This window comes from Pseudomonas sp. SWRI99 (assembly GCF_014270125.1).
GTDB lineage: Bacteria > Pseudomonadota > Gammaproteobacteria > Pseudomonadales > Pseudomonadaceae > Aquipseudomonas > Aquipseudomonas hamedanensis.
Genome location: NZ_JABWQR010000002.1, coordinates 163,637 through 184,117, shown reverse-complemented (window position 1 = coordinate 184,117; position 20,481 = coordinate 163,637). Strand labels below are relative to the sequence as shown.

General features: G+C 58.8%; 23 protein-coding genes and 1 pseudogene. 12 read left to right on the top strand and 12 right to left on the bottom strand.

From position 1 onward, the window contains the following. The first annotated feature begins 118 nt into the window (after positions 1 to 118). The 3 genes from HU743_RS02455 to HU743_RS02445 all read left to right on the top strand — a co-directional run bounded on the left by HU743_RS02455 (position 119) and on the right by HU743_RS02445 (position 2,217). Positions 119 to 1,240, top strand: coding sequence for a beta-ketoacyl-ACP synthase III (locus tag HU743_RS02455; RefSeq protein WP_186646688.1), 1,122 nt, complete (start codon positions 119 to 121; stop codon positions 1,238 to 1,240). 135 nt (positions 1,241 to 1,375) lie between these two features. Continuing rightward, a complete protein-coding gene (locus tag HU743_RS02450; RefSeq protein WP_186646686.1) occupies positions 1,376 to 1,987 on the top strand; it encodes a sigma-70 family RNA polymerase sigma factor in 612 nt (203 codons plus the stop codon). After that, on the top strand, positions 1,981 to 2,217 hold the full coding sequence (locus HU743_RS02445) for a zf-HC2 domain-containing protein (protein WP_186548777.1): 237 nt from the start codon (positions 1,981 to 1,983) through the stop codon (positions 2,215 to 2,217). The genes HU743_RS02450 and HU743_RS02445 overlap by 7 nt, the downstream gene beginning before the upstream one ends. Before the next feature lie 257 nt (positions 2,218 to 2,474). Here the strand turns inward: HU743_RS02445 and HU743_RS02440 are convergent, their stop codons facing one another. Continuing rightward, complete coding sequence (locus tag HU743_RS02440; protein ID WP_186548775.1) at positions 2,475 to 3,797, bottom strand: putative porin; 1,323 nt, start codon at positions 3,795 to 3,797, stop codon at positions 2,475 to 2,477. Positions 3,798 to 4,077: 280 nt separating this feature from the next. On the opposite strand from HU743_RS02440, the gene HU743_RS02435 reads away from it, so the two are divergent. Further along, complete coding sequence (locus HU743_RS02435; RefSeq protein ID WP_186646684.1) at positions 4,078 to 5,202, top strand: GNAT family N-acetyltransferase; 1,125 nt, start codon at positions 4,078 to 4,080, stop codon at positions 5,200 to 5,202. Positions 5,203 to 5,223: 21 nt separating this feature from the next. Here HU743_RS02435 and HU743_RS02430 read toward each other — a convergent pair whose 3' ends face one another. From HU743_RS02430 to HU743_RS02415, 4 genes are all read right to left on the bottom strand, one after another. After that, entirely contained in the window at positions 5,224 to 7,056 is a 1,833-nt protein-coding gene (locus tag HU743_RS02430) for an ABC transporter ATP-binding protein (RefSeq protein WP_186646682.1), read from the bottom strand. Between the two features lie 88 nt (positions 7,057 to 7,144). After that, positions 7,145 to 7,708: a peptidylprolyl isomerase gene (locus HU743_RS02425; RefSeq protein WP_186548769.1), complete on the bottom strand. Its 564-nt coding sequence runs from the start codon at positions 7,706 to 7,708 to the stop codon at positions 7,145 to 7,147. Positions 7,709 to 7,711: 3 nt separating this feature from the next. Further along, complete coding sequence (locus tag HU743_RS02420) at positions 7,712 to 8,515, bottom strand: alpha/beta hydrolase (RefSeq protein ID WP_186646680.1); 804 nt, start codon at positions 8,513 to 8,515, stop codon at positions 7,712 to 7,714. A gap of 14 nt (positions 8,516 to 8,529) precedes the next feature. Next, positions 8,530 to 9,453: a LysR family transcriptional regulator gene (locus HU743_RS02415; protein WP_186548765.1), complete on the bottom strand. Its 924-nt coding sequence runs from the start codon at positions 9,451 to 9,453 to the stop codon at positions 8,530 to 8,532. A 49-nt stretch (positions 9,454 to 9,502) separates the two neighbouring features. Between HU743_RS02415 and HU743_RS02410 the strand changes: the two genes are divergently transcribed. Beyond that, positions 9,503 to 9,817 (top strand): 3-phosphoglycerate kinase, encoded by a 315-nt coding sequence (locus HU743_RS02410; protein ID WP_101158571.1) that lies wholly within the window; start codon positions 9,503 to 9,505, stop codon positions 9,815 to 9,817. A 232-nt stretch (positions 9,818 to 10,049) separates the two neighbouring features. Further along, on the top strand, positions 10,050 to 10,649 hold the full coding sequence (locus tag HU743_RS02405) for an FMN-dependent NADH-azoreductase (RefSeq protein ID WP_186548763.1): 600 nt from the start codon (positions 10,050 to 10,052) through the stop codon (positions 10,647 to 10,649). 53 nt (positions 10,650 to 10,702) lie between these two features. Here HU743_RS02405 and HU743_RS02400 read toward each other — a convergent pair whose 3' ends face one another. Then, positions 10,703 to 10,954: a hypothetical protein gene (locus HU743_RS02400; protein ID WP_186646678.1), complete on the bottom strand. Its 252-nt coding sequence runs from the start codon at positions 10,952 to 10,954 to the stop codon at positions 10,703 to 10,705. A 39-nt stretch (positions 10,955 to 10,993) separates the two neighbouring features. Here HU743_RS02400 and HU743_RS02395 point away from each other — a divergent pair, with 39 nt between their 5' ends. Together HU743_RS02395 and HU743_RS27440 are read left to right on the top strand one after the other, a co-directional pair. Next, positions 10,994 to 11,860, top strand: a complete 867-nt coding sequence (locus HU743_RS02395) for a carboxylate/amino acid/amine transporter (protein WP_186620392.1) — start codon at positions 10,994 to 10,996, stop codon at positions 11,858 to 11,860. 22 nt (positions 11,861 to 11,882) lie between these two features. Next, positions 11,883 to 11,972: pseudogene (locus tag HU743_RS27440) on the top strand (metal ABC transporter ATP-binding protein); the annotation flags it as partial. Between the two features lie 15 nt (positions 11,973 to 11,987). On the opposite strand, the gene HU743_RS02390 reads toward HU743_RS27440, so the two are convergent. Further along, the gene (locus HU743_RS02390) at positions 11,988 to 13,286 is read right to left on the bottom strand and encodes a mechanosensitive ion channel family protein (RefSeq protein ID WP_186548759.1); all 1,299 of its coding nucleotides are present in this window, start codon (positions 13,284 to 13,286) and stop codon (positions 11,988 to 11,990) included. A gap of 192 nt (positions 13,287 to 13,478) precedes the next feature. On the opposite strand from HU743_RS02390, the gene HU743_RS02385 reads away from it, so the two are divergent. Then, positions 13,479 to 14,819, top strand: a complete 1,341-nt coding sequence (locus HU743_RS02385; protein WP_186548757.1) for a DEAD/DEAH box helicase — start codon at positions 13,479 to 13,481, stop codon at positions 14,817 to 14,819. 51 nt (positions 14,820 to 14,870) lie between these two features. Here HU743_RS02385 and HU743_RS02380 read toward each other — a convergent pair whose 3' ends face one another. Together HU743_RS02380 and HU743_RS02375 are read right to left on the bottom strand one after the other, a co-directional pair. Further along, positions 14,871 to 15,146, bottom strand: coding sequence for a hypothetical protein (locus HU743_RS02380; protein WP_186548755.1), 276 nt, complete (start codon positions 15,144 to 15,146; stop codon positions 14,871 to 14,873). Between the two features lie 89 nt (positions 15,147 to 15,235). Further along, a complete protein-coding gene (locus HU743_RS02375) occupies positions 15,236 to 15,970 on the bottom strand; it encodes a thioredoxin family protein (protein WP_186646676.1) in 735 nt (244 codons plus the stop codon). A gap of 175 nt (positions 15,971 to 16,145) precedes the next feature. On the opposite strand from HU743_RS02375, the gene HU743_RS02370 reads away from it, so the two are divergent. Beyond that, complete coding sequence (locus HU743_RS02370) at positions 16,146 to 16,538, top strand: transcriptional regulator (protein WP_186548749.1); 393 nt, start codon at positions 16,146 to 16,148, stop codon at positions 16,536 to 16,538. Between the two features lie 117 nt (positions 16,539 to 16,655). Here the strand turns inward: HU743_RS02370 and HU743_RS02365 are convergent, their stop codons facing one another. The 3 genes from HU743_RS02365 to HU743_RS02355 form a co-directional block, all read right to left on the bottom strand. Then, on the bottom strand, positions 16,656 to 17,525 hold the full coding sequence (locus tag HU743_RS02365; RefSeq protein ID WP_186646674.1) for a DUF6279 family lipoprotein: 870 nt from the start codon (positions 17,523 to 17,525) through the stop codon (positions 16,656 to 16,658). A 77-nt stretch (positions 17,526 to 17,602) separates the two neighbouring features. After that, the gene (locus tag HU743_RS02360; RefSeq protein WP_186646672.1) at positions 17,603 to 18,319 is read right to left on the bottom strand and encodes a TorF family putative porin; all 717 of its coding nucleotides are present in this window, start codon (positions 18,317 to 18,319) and stop codon (positions 17,603 to 17,605) included. Between the two features lie 206 nt (positions 18,320 to 18,525). Then, positions 18,526 to 18,714, bottom strand: a complete 189-nt coding sequence (locus tag HU743_RS02355; RefSeq protein WP_016985943.1) for a hypothetical protein — start codon at positions 18,712 to 18,714, stop codon at positions 18,526 to 18,528. Positions 18,715 to 19,053: 339 nt separating this feature from the next. On the opposite strand from HU743_RS02355, the gene HU743_RS02350 reads away from it, so the two are divergent. Then, positions 19,054 to 19,890 carry a S1-like domain-containing RNA-binding protein gene (locus HU743_RS02350; RefSeq protein WP_186548743.1) on the top strand — a complete coding sequence of 279 codons (837 nt, stop codon included), beginning with the start codon at positions 19,054 to 19,056 and terminating at the stop codon, positions 19,888 to 19,890. A gap of 131 nt (positions 19,891 to 20,021) precedes the next feature. Continuing rightward, positions 20,022 to 20,414: a DUF2177 family protein gene (locus tag HU743_RS02345; protein ID WP_186620477.1), complete on the top strand. Its 393-nt coding sequence runs from the start codon at positions 20,022 to 20,024 to the stop codon at positions 20,412 to 20,414. Positions 20,415 to 20,481: the final 67 nt, after the last annotated feature.

Here is a 20,481-nt window from a genome sequence, read left to right as displayed (position 1 = left end):
GTGTCGCGCCGCGGAATAAAACGATGCCAGGTTTGCGTCCCCCGGATGGGAATAGACCCTTTGCGTGTTGGTACGACGGTTCCAGCACTTTCTGCCTGAACAGATTAGAGAAACGACCATGCATAACGTCGTCATCAGCGGCACCGGCCTGTACACACCGGCCAACAGCATCTCCAACGAAGAGCTGGTGCAGTCTTTCAATACCTATGTCGCGCAGTTCAATGCGGACAACGCCGAGGCCATCGCTCGCGGTGAAGTCCAGGCCCTGACCGAATCCAGTGCCGCGTTCATCGAAAAAGCCTCGGGCATCAAGAGCCGCTTTGTCATGGACAAGGACGGCATCCTCGATCCGCAACGTATGGCCCCGCGCCTGCCGGAGCGTTCCAACGACGAATGGTCGGTGCTGTGCCAGATGGCCATCGGCGCTGCCGAGCAAGCCTTGCAACGTGCCGGCAAGACCGCCGCTGACATCGACGGCGTCATCGTTGCCTGCTCCAACCTGCAACGCGCTTATCCGGCCATCGCCATCGAAGTCCAGGAAGCGCTGGGCATTCAGGGCTTCGGTTTCGACATGAACGTGGCGTGCTCTTCGGCCACGTTTGGCATTCAGGCCGCGGCCAACAGCGTGCAACTGGGCCAGGCGCGGGCGATCCTGATGGTCAATCCGGAAGTCTGCACCGGTCACCTGAACTTCCGTGACCGTGACAGCCATTTCATCTTTGGTGACGCGGCGACTGCGGTGATCATCGAGCGCGCGGATCTGGCGACGTCGAAATATCAGTTCGACGTGGTCAGCACCAAGCTGCTGACCACGTTCTCCAACAACATCCGCAACAACTTCGGTTTCCTCAACCGTGCCGCCGAGGAGGGCATCGGCGCCCCCGACAAGCTGTTCGTGCAGGAAGGCCGCAAGGTGTTCAAGGACGTCTGCCCGATGGTCGCCGAACTGATCGGTGCACACCTGCAAGAGAACCAGCTCAACGTTGCCGATGTGAAACGCTTCTGGCTGCACCAGGCCAACCTGAGCATGAATCACCTGATCGTGCGCAAGCTGCTGGGCCGCGAAGCCACCGAAGAAGAAGCTCCGGTGATTCTCGATACTTACGCCAATACCAGCTCTGCGGGCTCGGTGATTGCCTTCCACAAAAATCAGGATGATCTGGCGTCGGGTTCGCTGGCCGTGCTGAGTTCGTTCGGTGCCGGTTACTCGATCGGTAGCGTGATTCTGCGCAAGCGCTGAAACAGGTTAATTTCCCCTTAATCGCGTCGCTCTTTCCTACATCCGAAGCGGCTGAAACGCTGTAATTTTTCGGAGATGGCGGCAGGTGAATACCTGCCGCGTTCATTTTCGAAGTCCGGACAAGGGGATTGATGGATGGCGGCTGACGACACCCAACTGCTCGCGCGCTTGCTGGCGGGGGAGCAACAGGCGTTCAAGGAAGTGGTCACCACTTATCAAAGCGCCATGCGCGCGGTGGCTTATGCGATTGTCGGCCAGCGTCATGTCGAAGAAGTGGTGCAGGATGCCTGGTTGTCGGTGGTGCGCCATTTGGGTAGCTTCGAGGGCCGATCAAGTCTCAAGACCTGGTTGCTGACTATCACCGCCAACTCGGCCAAGAGTCGCTACAAGCTCAATCGCCGGGAAGTGCTGATGGACGATCTGCCGGCGCCGCACGGCACCCTTGGCGATGAACGCTTCTCTTCAAGCGACGGGCATTGGCTGGTCGAGCCTTTCGCCTGGCACCAGGACACTCCCGAAGCACTGCTGACCGAAAATGAACTGCGCGAATGCCTCGAGCACACCTTGCTGAGCCTCTCTGAGTTGCAAAGCAGCGTGTTGCTGTTGCGCGAACGGCAGGGCCTGGAGCTGGAAGAAATCTGTAATCTTCTTGAAATATCGCTCTCCAATGTCCGCGTGCTGCTGCACCGGGCGCGCTTGAAGGTCTTTGCGACCGTGGAACATTTTGAGGAGACGGGAGAATGTTGACCTGCAAGGAGCAAGTGGCACGATCCAGCGATTATCTCGACGGCCAACTGAGCTTTCGCGAGACGCTGATGGTGCGTCATCACCTGTTGTTCTGCCCCAACTGCCGGCGTTTCATGCGGCAGATGCGCTTGATGCAGGCGACGCTTAAAGCCATGCCGGAACAGCCTGACGAGAATGTCGATGCGCTGGCCGAGCGCTTGGCCGAGCAACGCCGTAACAACAGCCCCTGATGGACATGTGGCGAGGGAGCCAGCTCCCTCGCCACAGATCAATGAATAACCCAAGTGCGGCTGAAACGAACGGATGATGGGGATCGTCCCGCCCACACCGGAGTTAGGCAGCTTCAAGCTTCAAGCTGCAAGTAAAGGCATCCACTTCCAGCTTGTAACTTGTAGCTTGTAGCTTCCAGCTTCCAGCTTGTAGCTTGTAGCTTGTAGCTTGTAGCTTGTAGCTTGTAGCTTGTAGCTTGTAGCTTGTAACTGCCGTTCTAGAACTTGGCTTCGGCATCCAGCTGCAGGGTGTTGGCATCGGCATCGCGCTGACCACGGCTGGCGAAATCAGCCTTGGTCAGGAAGTACGTGGCGCCGACGGCGAAGTTCTTGTCGATGTCGTAACCGACCTTGAACTTGTGCCCTCGCGAACCGGTAGTGCCGTTGGCAAAGTCGGAGTCGGTGAAGGCGCCGACCACGGCGTTGCGCTGCACGTCGCGATAGTTGTAGTCGAGGTTGAAACCGAAGACTTTCGACTTGGCACCGAGCAACCAGGCAGTGTCCTGATCGGTCACGGCATCGTTGTTCTTCACGTACTGGCCGTAGAACGACAGCGGCATCGGCAAACCGCCGATATCGACCTGGCTGAACCCTTCATACAAACGGAATTCGTTGTTGGCCGAGTTGCCGTTGACCGCCAGGGCGCACGGCGTGGACGTGCCGGTGCAGCGGCTGTCTTCATCGTTCTGGTAGGCGTAGACGCTGCCGCCCAGGGTCAGTTTCAGGTTGTCGGTGATGTTGAAGCGGCTCCCCAACTGGCCGGCGGTCAGGCGCAGGTCGTGACGAAATTGCACGCCGTCGCCGTCAACGTTGTCCTTGAGATTGTAGTTACCCAGGCTGCCGAACAGTTCTGCACTGCTGCCCAGCGGGTATTTGTAGGTGACGGCCAGACCTTCCGGGTTGATGTCGCTGTCCCAGATCACGTCGCCCATGCTGACCCACGGTTGCAGCATCTTGCCGCCGATGACGTGCAGGTTTTTGATTTGATCCGGGTGGTAGTCGATGTAACCGAGGTCGAGCCAGATCTGCTTCTTGTCGAAGTAGTTGTCCTGATCCTGGTTGGTCGAGCGGGCATCGTCGCCGCCGCCGGTGGCGATACGGATGCCGGTGTCGACCTGCGGGTTGATCTCGGTGTAGGCGCCCAGACGTGCACGGATGCGCTGACGGTCCTTGTCGCGGCCGCCGTTGTTTGGCTCGCCGTCGATCTTGATGGTCTCCTGACGGATGCGCACGTCGCCCTTGAACTGGGTCTTGGCCGCCCAGGCCAGTTTCTGGTCAAAAGCGCTCTGTTCGTTGGTCTTTTTCGCGACCGCCGCCACTTGCTCGTTGGTTTCCTGCTGCGCCTGCCGGGCGATCTGCTGAGCCTTCTGATCCTTGGCCAGTTCTGTTTGCAGCTCGATGTACTGCGCCTGGGAAATCGACCCGTTGGCTTTGAGCATGTCGAGCAGTTTGGCGTCGACTGCAGCACTGGCCGGAACGCTCATGGCCAGCAACAAGCCGCCGCACAGGGCCGCCGCAGTTTTGGTGGAAGCAAGACGCATAGCAATCTCCAAAGATGAAAGGGGATGGCTGAACCATCCTGGGCACAACCGACACGAGGTCGGAAAACTGTGTCCGGGCTAGAACCCGGCGCTCTAAAAACAGGCGCCAGTATCGCGATCGTTTATGACAGAGCGGTGGCACAGTGATGGCAGGTTGATGACGATGCAGGTCGGGCGTGAACTATTGAGTTAGAGCGCTGTCGGCCGATTGAGCGTGTGCAACGGCTCGCGATCAGCGATACTCGCCGGGCTTTGTCGCCAAGCTGTGGAGTGCCAGTGGATGCCGTTGCAACGCCTGCAAAACCTGTCAGAAATCACCCCGGCAAGCTGGGATGCGCTGGTACCGGATAACCAGCCGTTCCTGCGTCACGCTTTTCTGAGTGCGCTGGAAGACAGTGGCAGTGTCGGCCCACATTCAGGCTGGCAGCCCGAGCATTTGCTGCATCTCGAAGGTGATCGACTGATCGCCGCGCTGCCCAGTTACCGCAAGTGGCATTCCTACGGTGAGTACGTGTTCGATCATGGCTGGGCCGACGCCTGCGCGCGGGCCGGCATCGATTACTACCCCAAACTGTTGACTGCCGTGCCGTTCAGTCCGGTCAGCGGCCCGCGCTTGCTGGCGGCAAAGGTCGAGGATGGTTTCGAACTGCTGAAGAGCCTGCCGGGGTATCTGCAGATCGAAGAGCTTTCCAGTGCGCACATCAACTTCACCGATCCGTTTACTGACGCGGCGATGGCTGAGCAGCCGGGCTGGTTGCAGCGCATCGGTTGCCAATATCACTGGCAGAATCGTGATTACCGCGACTTTCAGGATTTCCTCGACGCCCTCAGCTCACGCAAGCGCAAACAGATGCGCAAGGAGCGCGAGCAGGTGGCGGGGCAGGGCTTTGAGTTTGAATGGCTGGAAGGTCGCGAGCTGGACGAGGCGCAGTGGGATTTTGTCTACGCCTGTTATGCCAACACCTATGCGGTGCGACGGCAGGCGCCGTATCTGACCCGCGAATTTTTCAGCCTGCTGGCCGAGCGCATGCCCGAAGCGATTCGCGTGGTGCTGGCGAAACAGGGCTCAAGGCCGGTCGCAATGGCCTTCAGTCTGGTTGGGGGCGACAGTTTTTACGGGCGCTATTGGGGCTGCCTGGCCGAGTTTGATCGGCTGCATTTCGAGACGTGTTTTTATCAGGGCATGGATTATGCGATTGCCCATGGCATCCAGCGCTTCGATGCCGGCGCTCAGGGCGAGCACAAGTTGATTCGTGGTTTCGAACCGGTGATCACCCATTCCTGGCATTACCTGCGCCATCCGGGATTGAAAGCGGCGGTGAAGGATTTTCTTCAGCAAGAGCGCGTCGGCGTGTTGGCCTACGCCGAAGAAGCCCGCACTGCATTGCCCTATCGCCAAGCCTAAATTCAGAACCCCTGTGGGGCATTAGTCGATACCGACAAAGCCTCCGGTCTGGTGCGCCCACAACCGCGCGTACAAGCCTCGATGCGCGAGCAGCTCGGCATGGGTGCCGCTCTCGGCGATTTTGCCGTTCTCCAGCACCACCAGCCGGTCCATGCGTGCGATGGTCGAGAGGCGGTGGGCAATCGCGATCACGGTTTTGCCCTGCATCAAGGTCTCGAGGCTTTCCTGAATCGCCGCTTCGACTTCCGAGTCCAGCGCCGAGGTGGCTTCGTCCATGATCAGAATCGGCGCGTCCTTGAGCAACACCCGCGCAATCGCGATGCGCTGACGCTGACCGCCGGACAGTTTCACCCCGCGCTCGCCAACATGCGCATCGAAACCGGTGCGGCCTTCAGCGTCGGACAGCAAAGGAATGAACTCATCGGCGCGAGCCTTGTGCACCGCATCCCACAACTCGGCATCGGTCGCATCCGGTTTGCCGTAAAGCAAATTGTCGCGGATCGAGCGGTGCAGCAGCGAGGTGTCTTGAGTGATCATGCCGATCCGCGCACGCAGGCTTTCCTGGCCGACTTCGGCGATGTTCTGCCCGTCGATCAGGATGCGTCCACCCTCAACGTCGTACAGGCGCAGCAACAGGTTGACCAGGGTCGACTTGCCGGCGCCGGACGGCCCGATCAAGCCGATTTTCTCGCCCGGTTTGATGGTCAGGTTGAGGTCGCCGATGATGCCCTTCTGCTTGCCGTAGTGAAAATCCACTTGCTCGAAACGCACTTCGCCACGGGCCACGTCCAGCGGCTTGGCCTGCTCGCGGTCGGTGACGCTGACCGGTTGCGAGATGGTGCGCAGACCGTCCTGAACCATGCCGATGTTCTCGAAAATGCCGGTGACCACCCACATGATCCAGCCGGACATATTGACGATGCGAATCACCAGGCCGGTGGCCAGGGCAATCGCGCCGACGGTGATCAGCGACTGTGTCCACAGCCATAAAGCCAGCGCGGTGGTGCCGACAATCAGCAAGCCGTTCATGGCAGTGATTGCCACGTCCATGCTGGTGACCACGCGTCCGGCCATCTGCGCCTTGACGGTCTGTTCTTCGATGGCTTCCTTGGCGTAATGCTGTTCGAAGTTAGTGTGGGCGAACAGCTTTAGCGTGGCGATGTTGGTGTAGCCGTCGACGATGCGTCCCATCAGTTTCGAGCGCGCGTCGGAGGCTTCCACCGAGCGGTCTTTCACGCGGGGAACGAAGTAGCATAGCGCGCCGATGTAGGCGACGATCCACGTCAGCAGCGGAATCATCAGGCGCCAGTCCGCCTCGGCGAACAGCACCAGCGAACTGATTGCGTAGATCACCACGTGCCACAGCGCGTCGACCGCTTGTACGGCAGAATCGCGCAGCGAGTTGCCGGTCTGCATGATGCGCTGGGCGATGCGCCCGGCGAAGTCATTCTGGAAGAAATTCAGGCTTTGCTTGAGCACATAGCTGTGGTTCTGCCAGCGGATCATGCTGGTCATGCCGGGACTCAGGGTCTGGTGCACCAGCAGATCGTGCAGGCCGAAAAAAATCGGTCGCAGCACAAGGGCGACCACCAGCATCCACGTCAGTTCGAGGGCGTGGTCGCTGAAGAAATTCGGGTTCGGTGTGCCCTGGGCCAGATCGATGATACGGCTCAGGTAGCTGAACAGCGCCACTTCGATCAACGCGGCGAACAGGCCGACCACAAGCAGGGCGGCGAAGCTCGGCCAGACCTGCTTCAGGTAATAGGTGTAAAAGGGCCAGACGCGGTCCGGCGGGGACGCGGTCGGGGCGTCGCGGAAGATATCGATCAATTGTTCGAAACGGCGATAGAGCATCAGATAACCGCCCGGATCACGGGCTCTCCTTTTATCAGTGCGAGCGGCGCAGGCTCAGCCCGGCGCCGCTCGGTATGCCCGGCGAAACTCAGTCGATGCGCTTGGCCGACTTGATGATCACAGGGTCGACCGGCACGTTTTGCATGCCGCTTTTGGTGGTGGTCTGCGAGTTGACGATGACGTCTACGACATCCATGCCCTTGACCACTTTGGCGAACACCGCGTAACCGGCGTCACGGCCCGGATCGAGGAAGGCGTTGTCGGCAACGTTGATGAAGAACTGGCTGGTGGCCGAGTCAGGGTTGGAGGTGCGCGCCATCGACAGGGTGCCGCGAACGTTGTGCAGGCCATTGCTGGCTTCGTTCTTGATCGGCGCCTTGGTGTCTTTCTGTTGCATCTGCTGGGTGAAACCGCCGCCCTGGGCCATGAAGCCAGGGATCACACGGTGGAAAATGGTGTTGTTGTAGAAACCGCTGTCGACGTACTCAAGAAAGTTCTTGGTACTGATCGGTGCCTTGACCGGGTCCAGTTCGATTTCGATCTGGCCGTTGGTCGTGTCCAGCAGCACGTGGGGTGCTTTGGCCGGCGTGGCAGCCATCAGGTTGGCGGCGAACAGCACGGTACCAGCGGCGAGGGCGAGTTTTTTCAGCATGGGTCAGTGATCCTGAGATTGAAGGTCGGCTGCCTGTAGAAATTCCAGCAGCGTTTGATTGAAACGTTCGGGTTGATCGAGCGGGGTGGCGTGGCGCGAATCGGCAATCACCGCCAGCCGCGCATTCGGCAATAGTTTCACATAGGTTTCTTTCAATGCCACCGGTGTGTAGTCACGGTCGGCGCTGATGACGAGCGTTGGACAGGACACCCGGGAAAGTCGTTCCTGAACGCCCCAGCCAACAATCGCATCGAAGCTGGCGAGATAAGCACGTTTGTCGTTTTTTGCCCAGCGTTCAGCCATTTTGCGCCGCAGATCGGCTTGTTCCGGTTTGGGAAAAAGTTTGCTGCCAAGGGCTTTGCCGATGGTGTCCAGGCTGAGCAGGCGCATCAGGCTCCAGCGTTTGAACCACTGCCAGTAATCGTCGCGAGTGCGCACTTTGACTTGTGGCGCGCTGTTGACGATGGTCAGGCTCTTGAGAAGTTGCGGCTGATCGACGGCCAGTTGAAAGCCGATCATGCCGCCCATCGACAGCCCGACGTAATGCACCGGGCCGAGCTTCAGGTGTTCGGCCAGCGCCACCAGGTCAGCGCTGAAACCGGGGATGCTGTAGCGTTCGCGCGGTTTGTCCGAACGCCCGTGGCCGCGAATGTCCGCGACGATCACCCGGTAGTGCGCGGCCAGCACCGGGATCTGCATTTCCCAGTCCAGCGTGCTCGAACCGAGCCCGTGAACCAGCAGCAACGGCGTACCGTGGCCATATTCCTCGTAGTGCAGGTTGCAACCTTCGTGCTCGAAATACGCCATCGGTGAACTCCGTGTCAGGCTTGTTCGGGGGCGGCGAACGGTGCGTCCAGCGGCAAGGTGTCGAAGGTACGCAGCAACTCGATGAGGATTTGCGTGGCCGGGCCCAGGGGTTTTTCCTTGTTCGTATACAGGTAGAAGTTGGAGTTGCGGCTGCGCCCCTGATCCAACGGTAGCAGCTTGAGCGAACCTTCTTTCAATTCCCGTTCGATCATGTGGCGCGGCAGCCAGGCGAAGCCCAGGCCGTTGCTGACGAAGGTTGCCGCCGTGGCCAGGCTGCCGACCGTCCAGCGCTGCTCCGCGCCGAGCCAGCCGACGTCGCGTGGCTGCTGGCGGCCGGAGTCGCGAATCACCACTTGCATCTGGTTTTCCAGGTCCTGGAAGCTCAGCTCGCGGTTGAGCCGGTGCAGTGAGTGTTCCGGGTGGGCGACGGCGATGAATTCGACATCGCACAACTCGGCGCCGAGATAACCGGGAATGCTCAGCCCGGTGATCGCCAGATCGGCGACGCCTTCGAGCAATACTTCCTCCACGCCCGACAGGACTTCTTCGCGCAGACGCACGCGGCAGCCACGGCTTTGCGGCATGAACGCGGTCAGCGCGCGGACGAGGCGGGCGCTCGGATAGGCCGCATCGACCACCAGTCGCACTTCCGCTTCCCAGCCTTGCTCCATGTGATGGGCGAGGTCTTCCAGTTGGCTGGCCTGTTTCACCAGTTGGCGCGAACGCCGAAGCAGCACGCCGCCGGCTTCGGTGAGCACGGCTTTGCGCCCGTCGATGCGCAGCAGCGGCACGCCGAGCTGGTCCTGCATGCGCGCCACGGTGTAGCTCACCGACGACTGCGAACGGTGCAGGGCCTCGGCGGCCTGGGCGAATCCGCCGTGGTCGACCACGGCCTGCAATGTTCGCCATTGATCAAGGGTTACGCGGGGCGCTTTCATCAATAGCTCCTCTTGTCCTAAGCTGGCCGTCCCTCATGGAGACTGCCGAATGAAAAAATTCTGTTGTGTGCTGCTGGCGCTGCTGCCGTTGACCGCGTTTGCCTATCCGATCGATGTGCAGAAGGATCTCAACGGCATGAAGATCGACTACGAGACTTTCGATACCGACAACGACATCGGCTCGATCCGGGTGGCCAACTACGGTGACGTCGACGCGACCTGCCGGGCAGTGTTCAGCAACGGTCCGGAAGCACCGCGCACGCGCAGCATCGACGTACCGGCCGGCAAACATAAAAACGCCACGGCCAAGTTCACCCGCGAGATCATCAAGCTGCGCATCAAACTGACCTGCACCCCGAAATAAGCGGTTTTGCATTTGTAGGAGTGAGCCTGCTCGCGATAGCGGTGTATCAGGTACATCAATGTTGCCTGACACACTGCTATCGCGAGCAGGCTCACTCCTACAAGGGTATGCGTTAGCTTATAAACGAATTTATCGATGGGTTACAGCGGATATTTGCGCTTTTTCATCGAATTGGCTTTGTTTAACCTTCACTCCATCGACTTACAACATTCCCGGATGGAGGCTACACACCATGTCCCGCGTTCTGATCATCGAAAGCAGCGCCCGCCAGCAAGACTCGGTTTCTCGTCAACTGACCCAGACCTTCATCGCTCAATGGAAAGCCGCGCACCCTGCCGATCAGATCACCGTGCGTGACCTCGCCGTGAACCCGGTGCCGCATCTGGACAGCAACTTGCTGGGTGGCTGGATGAAACCCGCCGAGCAGCGTAACGACGCCGAGCAATCCTCGCTGGACCGCTCCAACGCCTTGACCGATGAACTGCTCGCCGCCGATGTGCTGGTCATGGCTGCGCCGATGTACAACTTTGCGATCCCGAGCACCCTCAAGGCCTGGCTCGATCATGTGCTGCGTGCCGGCGTGACGTTCAAATACACCGAAACCGGTCCGCAAGGCCTGCTCAACGGCAAGCGTGCCTTTGTGTTGACCGCCCGCGGTGGTGTGTATGCCGGTGGTCCGGCGGATCATCAGGAACCGTATTTGCGTCAGGTCATGGGGTTCATTGGTATCCATGACGTGACCTTTATCCATGCCGAGGGCATGAACCTGGGTGGTGACTTCCAGGAGAGGGGGCTGAATCAGGCCAACGCCAAATTGTCTCAGGTCGCTTGATCGGTTAATCGCCAGATAATCGCTGGATGGTCTAGTGATCTGGCGCAACCCCTTCAAGGCTCCACGCGCATCGAACCTCCCTTTGCACTTTTGCTCCTGAGTGCTGTAGCCCGATTGAACGCTTTAGCGAGATCGGGCTTTTTTTTGTCTGCGATTTGATGAGCAGGATAGATTTCCTTGTAGGAGTGAGCCTGCTCGCGATAGCGGTCGTTCAGACGCATCAGTTTTGACTGAAACACCGCCATCGCGAGCAGGCTCACTCCTACAAGGGATTGTGTTGTCAGTGGGTTCGCGGTCTGGCGCAAAAAACGCTATCGTCGCCGCCATTCGATTTCGAGGCGAGCATGGGCTATCTACTTTTTGTCACGCTGATCCAGGCGTTTTCCTTCAGTCTGATCGGCGAATACCTCGCCGGTCACGTCGACAGTTACTTTGCGGTGCTGGTGCGTGTGGTACTGGCCGGGTTGGTGTTTATTCCGTTGACACGTTGGCGTTCGGTGGAGCCGGCGTTCATGCGTGGCATGCTGCTGATCGGCGCCTTGCAGTTCGGCGTGACTTACGTCTGTCTGTATCTGAGCTTCCGCGTGCTGACCGTACCGGAGGTGTTGCTGTTTACCATTCTCACGCCGTTGCACGTGACGTTGATCGAAGACGCGCTGAACCGCCGCTTCAATCCGTGGGCGCTAATCGCCGCGCTGGTGGCAGTCGGTGGCGCGGCGGTGATTCGTTTCGACAGCATCAGTCCGGACTTCTTCATGGGCTTCCTGTTGCTGCAACTGGCTAACTTCACCTACGCCGCCGGACAGGTGCTGTACAAGCATCTGGTAGCGAAACACCCGAGTGATCTGCCGCATTACCGCCGCTTCGGTTATTTCTACCTGGGTGCATTGATGGTGGTACTGCCGGCGTTTCTGCTGTTCGGCAAATCCAACTTCCTGCCGGAAGCGCCACTGCAATGGGCGGTGTTGCTGTTCCTCGGGCTGGTTTCGACGGCGCTGGGCCTGTACTGGTGGAACAAAGGCGCGTGCATGGTCAATGGCGGCACCCTGGCGGTCATGAACAACCTGCACGTGCCGGTGGGCTTGTTGTTGAATTTGCTGATCTGGAATCAGCATGAGGAACTGGGGCGGTTGTTCCTCGGCGGCAGTGTGATCCTCGCCGCTGTGTGGATCAGCCGGTTGGGGATTCGAAAATCCGCGGCCACCGCGTAACCGCTGATTCACAAATACCAATGTGGGAGCGGGCTTGCTCGCGAAGGCGTCAGGTCAGTCAATCTCTTTGTTGAATGACACTGCGCTTTCGCGAGCAAGTCCGCTCCCACAGTTTCGATTTGCAGGGTTACATAACGTGTTTTTCAGGCTCCGGAATACTCGCCGAGCCCAGCACCGCCGGCAATAATCCCGCGCGCAAGTCCCCGCCACTCGGCTGCTGATACAGACTCAGCCCGAACTCCGGCAGCACCGCCAGCAGATAATCAAAAATATCCCCCTGAATCCGCTCGTAATCGGCCCACACGGTGGTGCGGGTGAAGCAGTAGATTTCCAACGGAATGCCCTGCGCGGTGGTTTGCATCTGGCGAACCATGCAGGTCATGTTCGGCTGAATTTCCGGATGACTCTTCAGGTACGCCAGCGCATAAGCGCGGAAGGTGCCGACATTGGTCATCCGACGGCGGTTGGCCGACATCGCCGCGACATTGCCTTGGGCCTCGTTCCACGCCTTGAGCTCGGCTTTCTTGCGACTCATGTAGTCGGTCAGCAGGTGCACTTGCGAGAGCTTTTCTTCTTCGTCATCGCGGATGAAACGCACGCCGCTGGCATCAATGAACAGGCTGCGCTTGATCCGCCGACCGCCGGATTGCTGCATGCCGCGCCAGTTCTTGAACGACTCGGACATCAGGCGCCAGGTCGGGATCGAGACGATGGTCTTGTCGAAATTCTGCACCTTGACCGTGTGCAGGGTGATGTCGACCACGTCGCCATCGGCGCCGACCTGCGGCATCTCGATCCAGTCGCCGACGCGCAGCATGTCGTTGCTGGTCAGCTGCACGCTGGCGACGAATGACAGCAACGTGTCCTTGTAGACCAACAGGATCACCGCCGACATTGCACCCAGACCCGACAGCAGCAACAGCGGCGAACGGTCGATCAGGGTGGCGACAATGATGATCGCGCCGAACACGTACAAGACCATTTTCGCCAGTTGCACATAGCCTTTGATCGAGCGCGTGCGGGCGTGTTCGGTGCGCGCATAGATGTCGAGCAAGGCATTGAGCAGGGCGCTGATCGCCAGCAGCAGGAACAGAATGGTGAACGCCAGCGCCACGTTGCCGAGAAAATTCATCGAGGTTTTGCTGAGTTCCGGCACCAGATGCAGGCCGAACTGGATCACCAGCGATGGCGTCATCTGCGCCAGGCGCTGAAACACCTTGTTGTGCCGGAAGTCATTGATCCAGTGCAGAGCTGGCTGGCGACCGAGCATGCGGCTGGCGTGCAGGATCAGGTAGCGCGCCACTCGTCCGAGCACGAGCGCGATCACCAGCAGCACCATCAGCGCCAGTCCCGACTGCAAGAGCGGATGCTGTTCAAGGGTGCCCCAGAGGTCCTGGGCGTTGAGCCAGAGCTGTTTGATATCCATAAGCGAAACGTTTCTTCTATAAAGACGCGAGGGGCAATTAGAGCATTTAAGACGCTGCGTATTGCGGTCGGCGACAAAACGGGCAACAAAAAAAACACTGATTGTCACCGTTTGCACAAAGAAACTCGGCCTGAGTGCTCGAAACCGGTAATCTATGCAGCTGTTTTTTTGCATATCTTCGAGGTAGCACCCGTGTTTTCCCAATTCGCCCTGCACGAACGCCTGCTTAAAGCCGTGGCCGAGCTGAAATTTGTCGAGCCAACGCCTGTGCAAGCCGCGGCCATTCCGCTGGCGCTCCAAGGGCGTGATTTGCGGGTGACGGCGCAAACCGGTAGCGGCAAGACTGCCGCTTTCGTTCTGCCGATCCTCAATCGTCTGATCGGGCCGGCGAAGATCCGCGTCAGCATCAAGACGCTGATCCTGCTGCCGACCCGCGAGCTGGCCCAGCAGACGTTGAAGGAAGTTGAGCGCTTCGCGCAGTTCACCTTCATCAAGTCCGGCCTGATCACCGGCGGTGAAGACTTCAAGGTCCAGGCGGCGATGCTGCGCAAGGTGCCGGACATCCTCATCGGTACGCCGGGGCGGATGATCGAGCAACTCAATGCCGGCAACCTCGACCTCAAAGAAGTCGAAGTGCTGGTACTCGACGAAGCCGACCGCATGCTCGACATGGGCTTCGCCGAAGACGTGCAACGTCTGGTCGACGAATGCCCGAACCGTCAGCAGACCATGCTGTTCTCCGCCACCACTGGCGGATCCGGCCTGCGCGAGATGATCGCCAAGGTGCTGAACAATCCTGAGCATTTGCAGCTCAATGCGGTCAGCCAACTGAACTCGACGACGCGTCAGCAAATCATCACCGCCGACCACAATCAGCACAAAGAGCAAATTGTGAACTGGCTGCTGGCCAACGAGACCTACCAGAAGGCGATCATCTTCACCAACACCCGCGCCATGGCCGACCGCATTTATGGCCGCCTCGTGGCTCAGGAATACAAGGCGTTCGTGCTGCACGGCGAGAAAGACCAGAAGGATCGCAAACTGGCGATCGATCGCCTGAAGCAGGGCGGCGTGAAGATCCTCGTCGCGACTGACGTTGCGGCCCGTGGTCTGGACGTCGATGGCCTGGACATGGTAATCAACTTCGACATGCCACGCAGCGGCGACGAGTACGTACACCGTATCGGTCGTACCGGCCGCGCCGGCAACGATGGTCTGGCGATCTCGCTGATCTGCCACGGCGACTGGAACCTGATGTCGAGCATCGAGCGCTACTTGAAGCAGAGCTTCGAGCGCCGCACGATCAAGGAAGTCAAAGGCACCTACGGCGGACCGAAAAAGGTCAAGGCCTCGGGCAAAGCCGTCGGCGTGAAGAAGAAAAAGACCGACGCCAAGGGCGACAAAAAGAAAACCGCCGCCAAGACGCCGACCAAACGCAAGAGCGTCAACCGTCCAAAACCGGATTCTCTGGTGAGCAGCGACGGCATGGCCCCGCTCAAGCGCCGCAAGCCGGCCGAGCCTGCGGCTGAGTAAGCTTTAGCGTCGTGCATAAAAAAACCGGACATTGTCCGGTTTTTTTATGTCTCAACTGTCGGCTTTTTTCTCCGCCGAACCCAGTTCCTGCAAGCGCTTATCGATCAGCTGACACTTGTCCGGTAGATCGGCGCTGGCCGTGCCCAGATTCATTTTCTGCAACTCGGCGTTGATTTCCTTGGCCTTGGCCGGATTTTGCTCGGTGAGTTTCGCAACCTCCTTGGCCAGTTGCTCACGTTTGACCGCGGCCTCTTCGGGCGTACAGGCCCAGACGGGCAGGGCACAGGCGAGCGTAGCGGCGAGGGACAGCTTGATCAGGGTTTTCATGGGCAGGCCTCAGTTCCGGTTAAGGCGGGTTAACCGGTTGAGGGCTGAAGCCTGGCAAAAGTTCAGAATCGGTGGGATCGGTGCTGCACTCAATCGGCGTGGCAGCAGCTGGATTTTGCAGCACCGTCGTACCGATCATGATGCCGCACCCATTCCATGATCTCGTCTTCATTCCTGCCCTTGGGCGTCAGATCAAGGTAGTGGTAAGCGCCAACCAGCATGTCGAGGCCTCGGGCGTATGTTGAATAGGTATGGAAAATCTCGCCTTGGTCGTTGCGATAAAACACGCTCAGCCCCGGCATTTCTTCCTCGGCGCTGTCGGTTTTTTCGTAGTTGTACGTAGCCGTTCCCTTGGCGACATCTTCAGCCCGAGCGCAGACGCCGAAGTCGTAATTGAAGTCGCAACCCTCGGACGAAACCCAGTCGAACTTCCAGCCCATCCTTTGTTTGAATGCCTGAAACTCGTTAAACGGCGCGTGGGACACTGCTACCACCGCGACATCGTGATGGGCCAGATGCTGATTGGCGCCGTCGATGTGGTCGCTGAGGAACGAGCAGCCCTGGCAACCTTCCTGCCAATCTTTGGCGAACATGAAGTGGTAAATGATCAGCTGGCTGTGCTTGCCGAACAGGTTGTTGAGTTTCAGTTCGCCGCTCGCGCTCTGGAAATGGTAATCCTTGTCGACCTTGACCCACGGCAGGGCGCGGCGCTCGGCGCTGAGGCGGTCGCGCTCCCGGGTGAAGGCTTTTTCGTGGGCCAGGTGTTGCTGGCGGGCGGCGAGCCAGGCTTCGCGTGTTACCACCGGATGGTTCTCAACGTTCATGACGATGTCTCCTGCGGGGTTAAACCGGCTGTTTCAGACTAGTCGTTTAACGTACCGAAGAATCGACACACCGTCGGTCGGTCGGACGCCGTAAATGCGGCTGAACGGCTGCGCAGCGCTTCGGTCACAACCTTTGAACGCGGCACACATCACCCGCACCGGAGGTTGGATCAGGATGACGACTTATAACTGGGATTTGATTGAGCGTTTGCTGCATGAAGTGCAGAACAGCGCTGGCCACAGCTTCGCCCCACGCGCTTATGCCGAGGACCATGCGGCCGAGAAAGCCAGCGCTGGCGAGCCGATCGACAATCTGGACCACTTGAAAACCCTGGCCTGTGATTATGAAAAGCTCTTGCTTGAGCGCGGCTACATCGAGCCGCGTCCGGACCATGAGGGCAGTACCGGCAATAATTTCATTCTGACGCCGCGTGGTTCCAGCCTGCTGAGCCTGATCGACAGCAGCATTCCCGGCAATGACCATCCGCGTCAGGTGCTGGATGAGCAGGAGGATGCGCTGGATGAAGTGACATTTGATGAAGTCGCCTCCAAGGCGCAGATTGCCTGACTGAACACCGCCCCCTTGTAGGAGTGAGCCTGCTTGCGATAGCGGTCTGTCAGTCACAGATGTACTGACAGACCGCTATCGCGAGCAGGCTCACTCCTACAGGGGGATGTGTATTTCTCAAGATTTTTGTGCAGCTTTCAGGCATTTGAGGTCATTGAAGTCTTTGCGCACGCCCTCGATCTTCTTCAACAAGCGCTCTCGCTGTTGCGGCGTGCTCTCGGCCATAAGGTCGACAAACAGTGCACGTGCCTGCGCTTCCGTGTTGGCGTAGGCCTTGCGGTAATCCGCTGTCCATAACTGCTCGCGGTTGACCAGAAGCGTCTCGATGCGTTGTGGGAATTCCGGACTCTGGCGTTGCGCAACGGCGGCGCTGAACTGTTGCTGCCAATGGGCGCGGTTCGCAATCCACTGGGTGTTCTGATCGCCCAGCGCGTTGCTCCAGGCTGCGACGCGTTGCTTCTGCGTGTCGCTCAACGGTCCCAGCCAGTCATTCAGACGTTTTTCCATGCGTTCACCGCGTTCCTTGATTTGTTGCGCCAGGGGCGGTTTGACGTATTCCTGCTGGCGCTTGCGCAGATCCTTGGCGAACGCGTCGTTCATTTCCGCGACCTGCTTATCGTCCAGGCCTTGCAGCAGTTCGATGGCCGACGGGGTGATTTCCCGCGCGGTTTCGGCGATCGCCTGTTTGGCTTCGGCGGTGCGTTCCTGCAGGGCGGCGTCGGTGATTTGATTGCGTTCGACCATGCCCTGCAATCGGTCCAGCCAGTCAAGGTAACCCGGCAATTGAGTGGTGCAGTGCCAGCTCAAGTGGCCCTTGAGGCGTTCGTTGAACCAGTCTTTCTGCTCGCCGCTCATGTCCACGTAGTCGCCAAGCGTCCACGGGATGATCACGTCGAGGTTGCGGTAGGCCAGGCCGACACGGCTGCAGGCGCCGAGGGCGAGGGTGAAGATCAGCAGGGCGGCAATCTGTTTGAACCAGCGAGACATGGGCAAATCCTTGCGAGAGCCTGGCTTCGGGAATCTGATTCTTATGTGATGCAGGATGCGCGCGGCAGTTCAGCCGATCAATAGAAGGCGTGGGCAGCCTTGAGGGTGACGAGACCGTCGCACTGGCTGTTGTGCCCGGAATAGGCCGAACAATCGCTGCCGCTGAGGCTGGAATTGCTATAGATCAGGTCGAGATCGACGCCCATGAACGGCCGGGACAACTTCACCGACCAGTCGGTGAAACTGCTGATATAGCCACCGTCCACCGCGGCGGGGGTGTTCAGTTGATGGGTGGTGTATTTCATGCTGACACCGATGCCGAACGGTTGGTTACCGCCGAGATCGGCAAACAGCGTGTTGTTCTGTTTATCCGGGTCGTTGCTCAAGGCGACGCCGAAGCGGCTGCCGAGCAGGGTCAGCCCGCCGAACACCTCCTGACTGTCGAGAGTGTCCACGCGAGGATAGCTGTAGTGGATCATCCCGACTTCATAGCCGAGGGTCTGATCGAAAGGCTGCTTAAAGCCTACGTAGGAGTCGATTTCAAGATTCTTGCCCGGCGTGATGCCCATGCTCGGTGCGTATTGGCCGAAATACACGCCGCTGTCGTGACTCAAGTCGAGGCCGCCATGGAATGAGCCGACCGCCGCCGGTTTCACCAGACCCTGGGCCATGCTGCGGCTGGGAGTCGTGCCGAGTTTGAGATCGAAATCGCCCAGTTCGCGCTGAAAAACCTGGGCGTGCGCAATCGCTGCCGATAGCAGGCTGACGAGCAATAAACAGGAAGATAGGCGCATGCGTCACTCCATGAACCGCGAGCGCAGGACCATGGGCCTGCTGAAACGCTTGATCTAGACGCGTGCAAGGATACCGGCGAATGCTCGGCGTTGATGGCCGTTCGTCGATTTTCGAGGTTTTTGTTTAAAGCGAAGGGAGAATTGCGCGGTGCCAGTCCAGGCGCTTCGAAGCTCAAAGCGCCTCTGGACGGGGGTAAACCGGGTTGTTACTTCTTGCCCAGGCTGATCTGCTTGGACGGGCCAAACGTCTGGCCGCTGACGCCTTTGGCAATTTGCTGAATTTCGCCGCCGGATTTGAGGAACGCTGCGATTTGATCGTTAATCGATTCGCTGGTTTCAACGGCTGGAGCTGGCTTTGCTTTGCTGGTGGATGCTTTTACACGCATGGCGGCCATTAACCTTTAGAAAAGTAACTCGGCCAGGCATCGTACAGGAATAACTTGACAATTGCTTGGTAAATATCCCCCGGAATAACCAACCCCGGCGCTGCATTATTGTCGCTTCGATATTCGTAATAGGCGGCTAAGCTGCTGTTTTAAATACGAACATTTATTCTGACGGTGCTTCGGCGGATGGCCGCCACGCGCTCGGCTGGACTGACGAGCGGCATCTCCGTCGGGCTGCAAACGAGGAAAATCAAGACGTTGAAGCAGATTTAGCGCTGCGAGGATCTGGCGCCCGACGTTGCCGGTAAAAACGGGTAGAATGCCGCCCACGCAATGAGGGTTCTGGAAATGGCTTTAGTCGGGCGTTACAACAGTTTGCAAGTGGTTAAACACACTAACTTCGGTTTATATCTGGACGGCGGTGCTGACGGCGAGATTCTGTTGCCCAACCGTTATATCCCCAAAGATATTCCCAGCGAAGATGAAGACTGGCTCAATGTTTTTATTTATCTGGACAGCGAAGACAAACTTCTCGCCACCACGGAAAAACCGAAAGTTCAGGTCGGCGAATTTGCCAGCCTGAAAGTGGTTGAAGTCAACAGCATCGGGGTATTCCTCGATTGGGGGCTGCCAAAGGATCTGTTGTTGCCATACTCGGAAGAGAAACGGCAGATGACCGCCGGCGACTATTGCGTGGTGCATGTCTACCTCGACAAACACACCCGCCGCATCACCGCCACCGCGCGGCTTGATCGTTATCTGGACAAGACCCCTGCGACTTACAGCCCGGGCCAGGAAGTTGACCTGCTGGTGGCCGAAGCCACCGACATGGGCTTCAAGGCGATCATCAACAACAAGCACTGGGGCTTGATCCACAAAAACGAAATCTTCAAGTTCATGCGCTCGGGCATGCGCGAAAAAGGCTTCATCAAGGAAGTGCGCGCCGACGGCAAAATCAGCCTGAGCCTGCAACCGGTCGGCCAGGAAGCGGCCAGCAGCCTGAGTTCGAAGATCCTCGGCAAGTTGCGTGAAAACGACGGCACCCTGGCGGTCAGCGACAAGAGCGACCCGGCGTTGATCAGCAGCCTGTTCGGCGTCAGCAAAGGCAACTTCAAGAAAGCCATCGGTTCGCTGTACAAGGAAGGCAAGATCGTCATTCACGCCGATCGCATTGAACTGACCTGAGTTCTCGCAGGCCCATGTTGGCGCTGCCGAAGGCTCGGGCCGCGTTCGGACGATCTGTTGATCTTGATCATGAAAAAACAGATCAAAACATCGCAGCCGTCGGCAGCGCCTACATCAAGAGAGATGAGCAAATGAAAAAGCCGCTGATCGCGTACGTCGCTACGCTGCTGACGTTTCTGCTGCTCGACGGCATCTGGCTCGGGCTGCTGATGGCGCCGACCTATCGCGAACTGCTCGGTGCGCTGATGCTGGAACAACCGCTGCTGGTCCCCGCAGCGGTTTTTTATTGCCTGTACGTTTTCGGCTGTGTGGTGTTTGTGGTGTTGCCGGCGCTGAGCTGGCAGCGAGCGGCGAAGCTCGGTGCGCTGTTGGGGCTGGTCGCCTATGGCACCTATGACCTGACCAATTGGGCGACCTTGCGCGGCTGGTCGATGCAGGTGAGTTTGATGGACTGGGCGTGGGGAACGGTGGCGACTGCAGTTGCTTGCACGGTGGGTTATTTGATGGCGAAGCGATTCGCGTGAGCTGATCTTTCAGTTGCGTTGGCAATGCTGGCCTCTTCGCGAGCAAGCCCGCTCCCACAATGAATTC

Coding starts and splice junctions, on each gene's coding strand:
- HU743_RS02455 (WP_186646688.1), top strand. CDS start 119: ATGCATAACGTCGTCATCAGCGGCACCGGCCTGTACACACCGGCCAAC.
- HU743_RS02450 (WP_186646686.1), top strand. CDS start 1,376: ATGGCGGCTGACGACACCCAACTGCTCGCGCGCTTGCTGGCGGGGGAG.
- HU743_RS02445 (WP_186548777.1), top strand. CDS start 1,981: ATGTTGACCTGCAAGGAGCAAGTGGCACGATCCAGCGATTATCTCGAC.
- HU743_RS02440 (WP_186548775.1), bottom strand. CDS start 3,797: ATGCGTCTTGCTTCCACCAAAACTGCGGCGGCCCTGTGCGGCGGCTTG.
- HU743_RS02435 (WP_186646684.1), top strand. CDS start 4,078: ATGCCGTTGCAACGCCTGCAAAACCTGTCAGAAATCACCCCGGCAAGC.
- HU743_RS02430 (WP_186646682.1), bottom strand. CDS start 7,056: ATGCTCTATCGCCGTTTCGAACAATTGATCGATATCTTCCGCGACGCC.
- HU743_RS02425 (WP_186548769.1), bottom strand. CDS start 7,708: ATGCTGAAAAAACTCGCCCTCGCCGCTGGTACCGTGCTGTTCGCCGCC.
- HU743_RS02420 (WP_186646680.1), bottom strand. CDS start 8,515: ATGGCGTATTTCGAGCACGAAGGTTGCAACCTGCACTACGAGGAATAT.
- HU743_RS02415 (WP_186548765.1), bottom strand. CDS start 9,453: ATGAAAGCGCCCCGCGTAACCCTTGATCAATGGCGAACATTGCAGGCC.
- HU743_RS02410 (WP_101158571.1), top strand. CDS start 9,503: ATGAAAAAATTCTGTTGTGTGCTGCTGGCGCTGCTGCCGTTGACCGCG.
- HU743_RS02405 (WP_186548763.1), top strand. CDS start 10,050: ATGTCCCGCGTTCTGATCATCGAAAGCAGCGCCCGCCAGCAAGACTCG.
- HU743_RS02395 (WP_186620392.1), top strand. CDS start 10,994: ATGGGCTATCTACTTTTTGTCACGCTGATCCAGGCGTTTTCCTTCAGT.
- HU743_RS02390 (WP_186548759.1), bottom strand. CDS start 13,286: ATGGATATCAAACAGCTCTGGCTCAACGCCCAGGACCTCTGGGGCACC.
- HU743_RS02380 (WP_186548755.1), bottom strand. CDS start 15,146: ATGAAAACCCTGATCAAGCTGTCCCTCGCCGCTACGCTCGCCTGTGCC.
- HU743_RS02375 (WP_186646676.1), bottom strand. CDS start 15,970: ATGAACGTTGAGAACCATCCGGTGGTAACACGCGAAGCCTGGCTCGCC.
- HU743_RS02370 (WP_186548749.1), top strand. CDS start 16,146: ATGACGACTTATAACTGGGATTTGATTGAGCGTTTGCTGCATGAAGTG.
- HU743_RS02365 (WP_186646674.1), bottom strand. CDS start 17,525: ATGTCTCGCTGGTTCAAACAGATTGCCGCCCTGCTGATCTTCACCCTC.
- HU743_RS02360 (WP_186646672.1), bottom strand. CDS start 18,319: ATGCGCCTATCTTCCTGTTTATTGCTCGTCAGCCTGCTATCGGCAGCG.
- HU743_RS02355 (WP_016985943.1), bottom strand. CDS start 18,714: ATGGCCGCCATGCGTGTAAAAGCATCCACCAGCAAAGCAAAGCCAGCT.
- HU743_RS02350 (WP_186548743.1), top strand. CDS start 19,054: ATGGCTTTAGTCGGGCGTTACAACAGTTTGCAAGTGGTTAAACACACT.
- HU743_RS02345 (WP_186620477.1), top strand. CDS start 20,022: ATGAAAAAGCCGCTGATCGCGTACGTCGCTACGCTGCTGACGTTTCTG.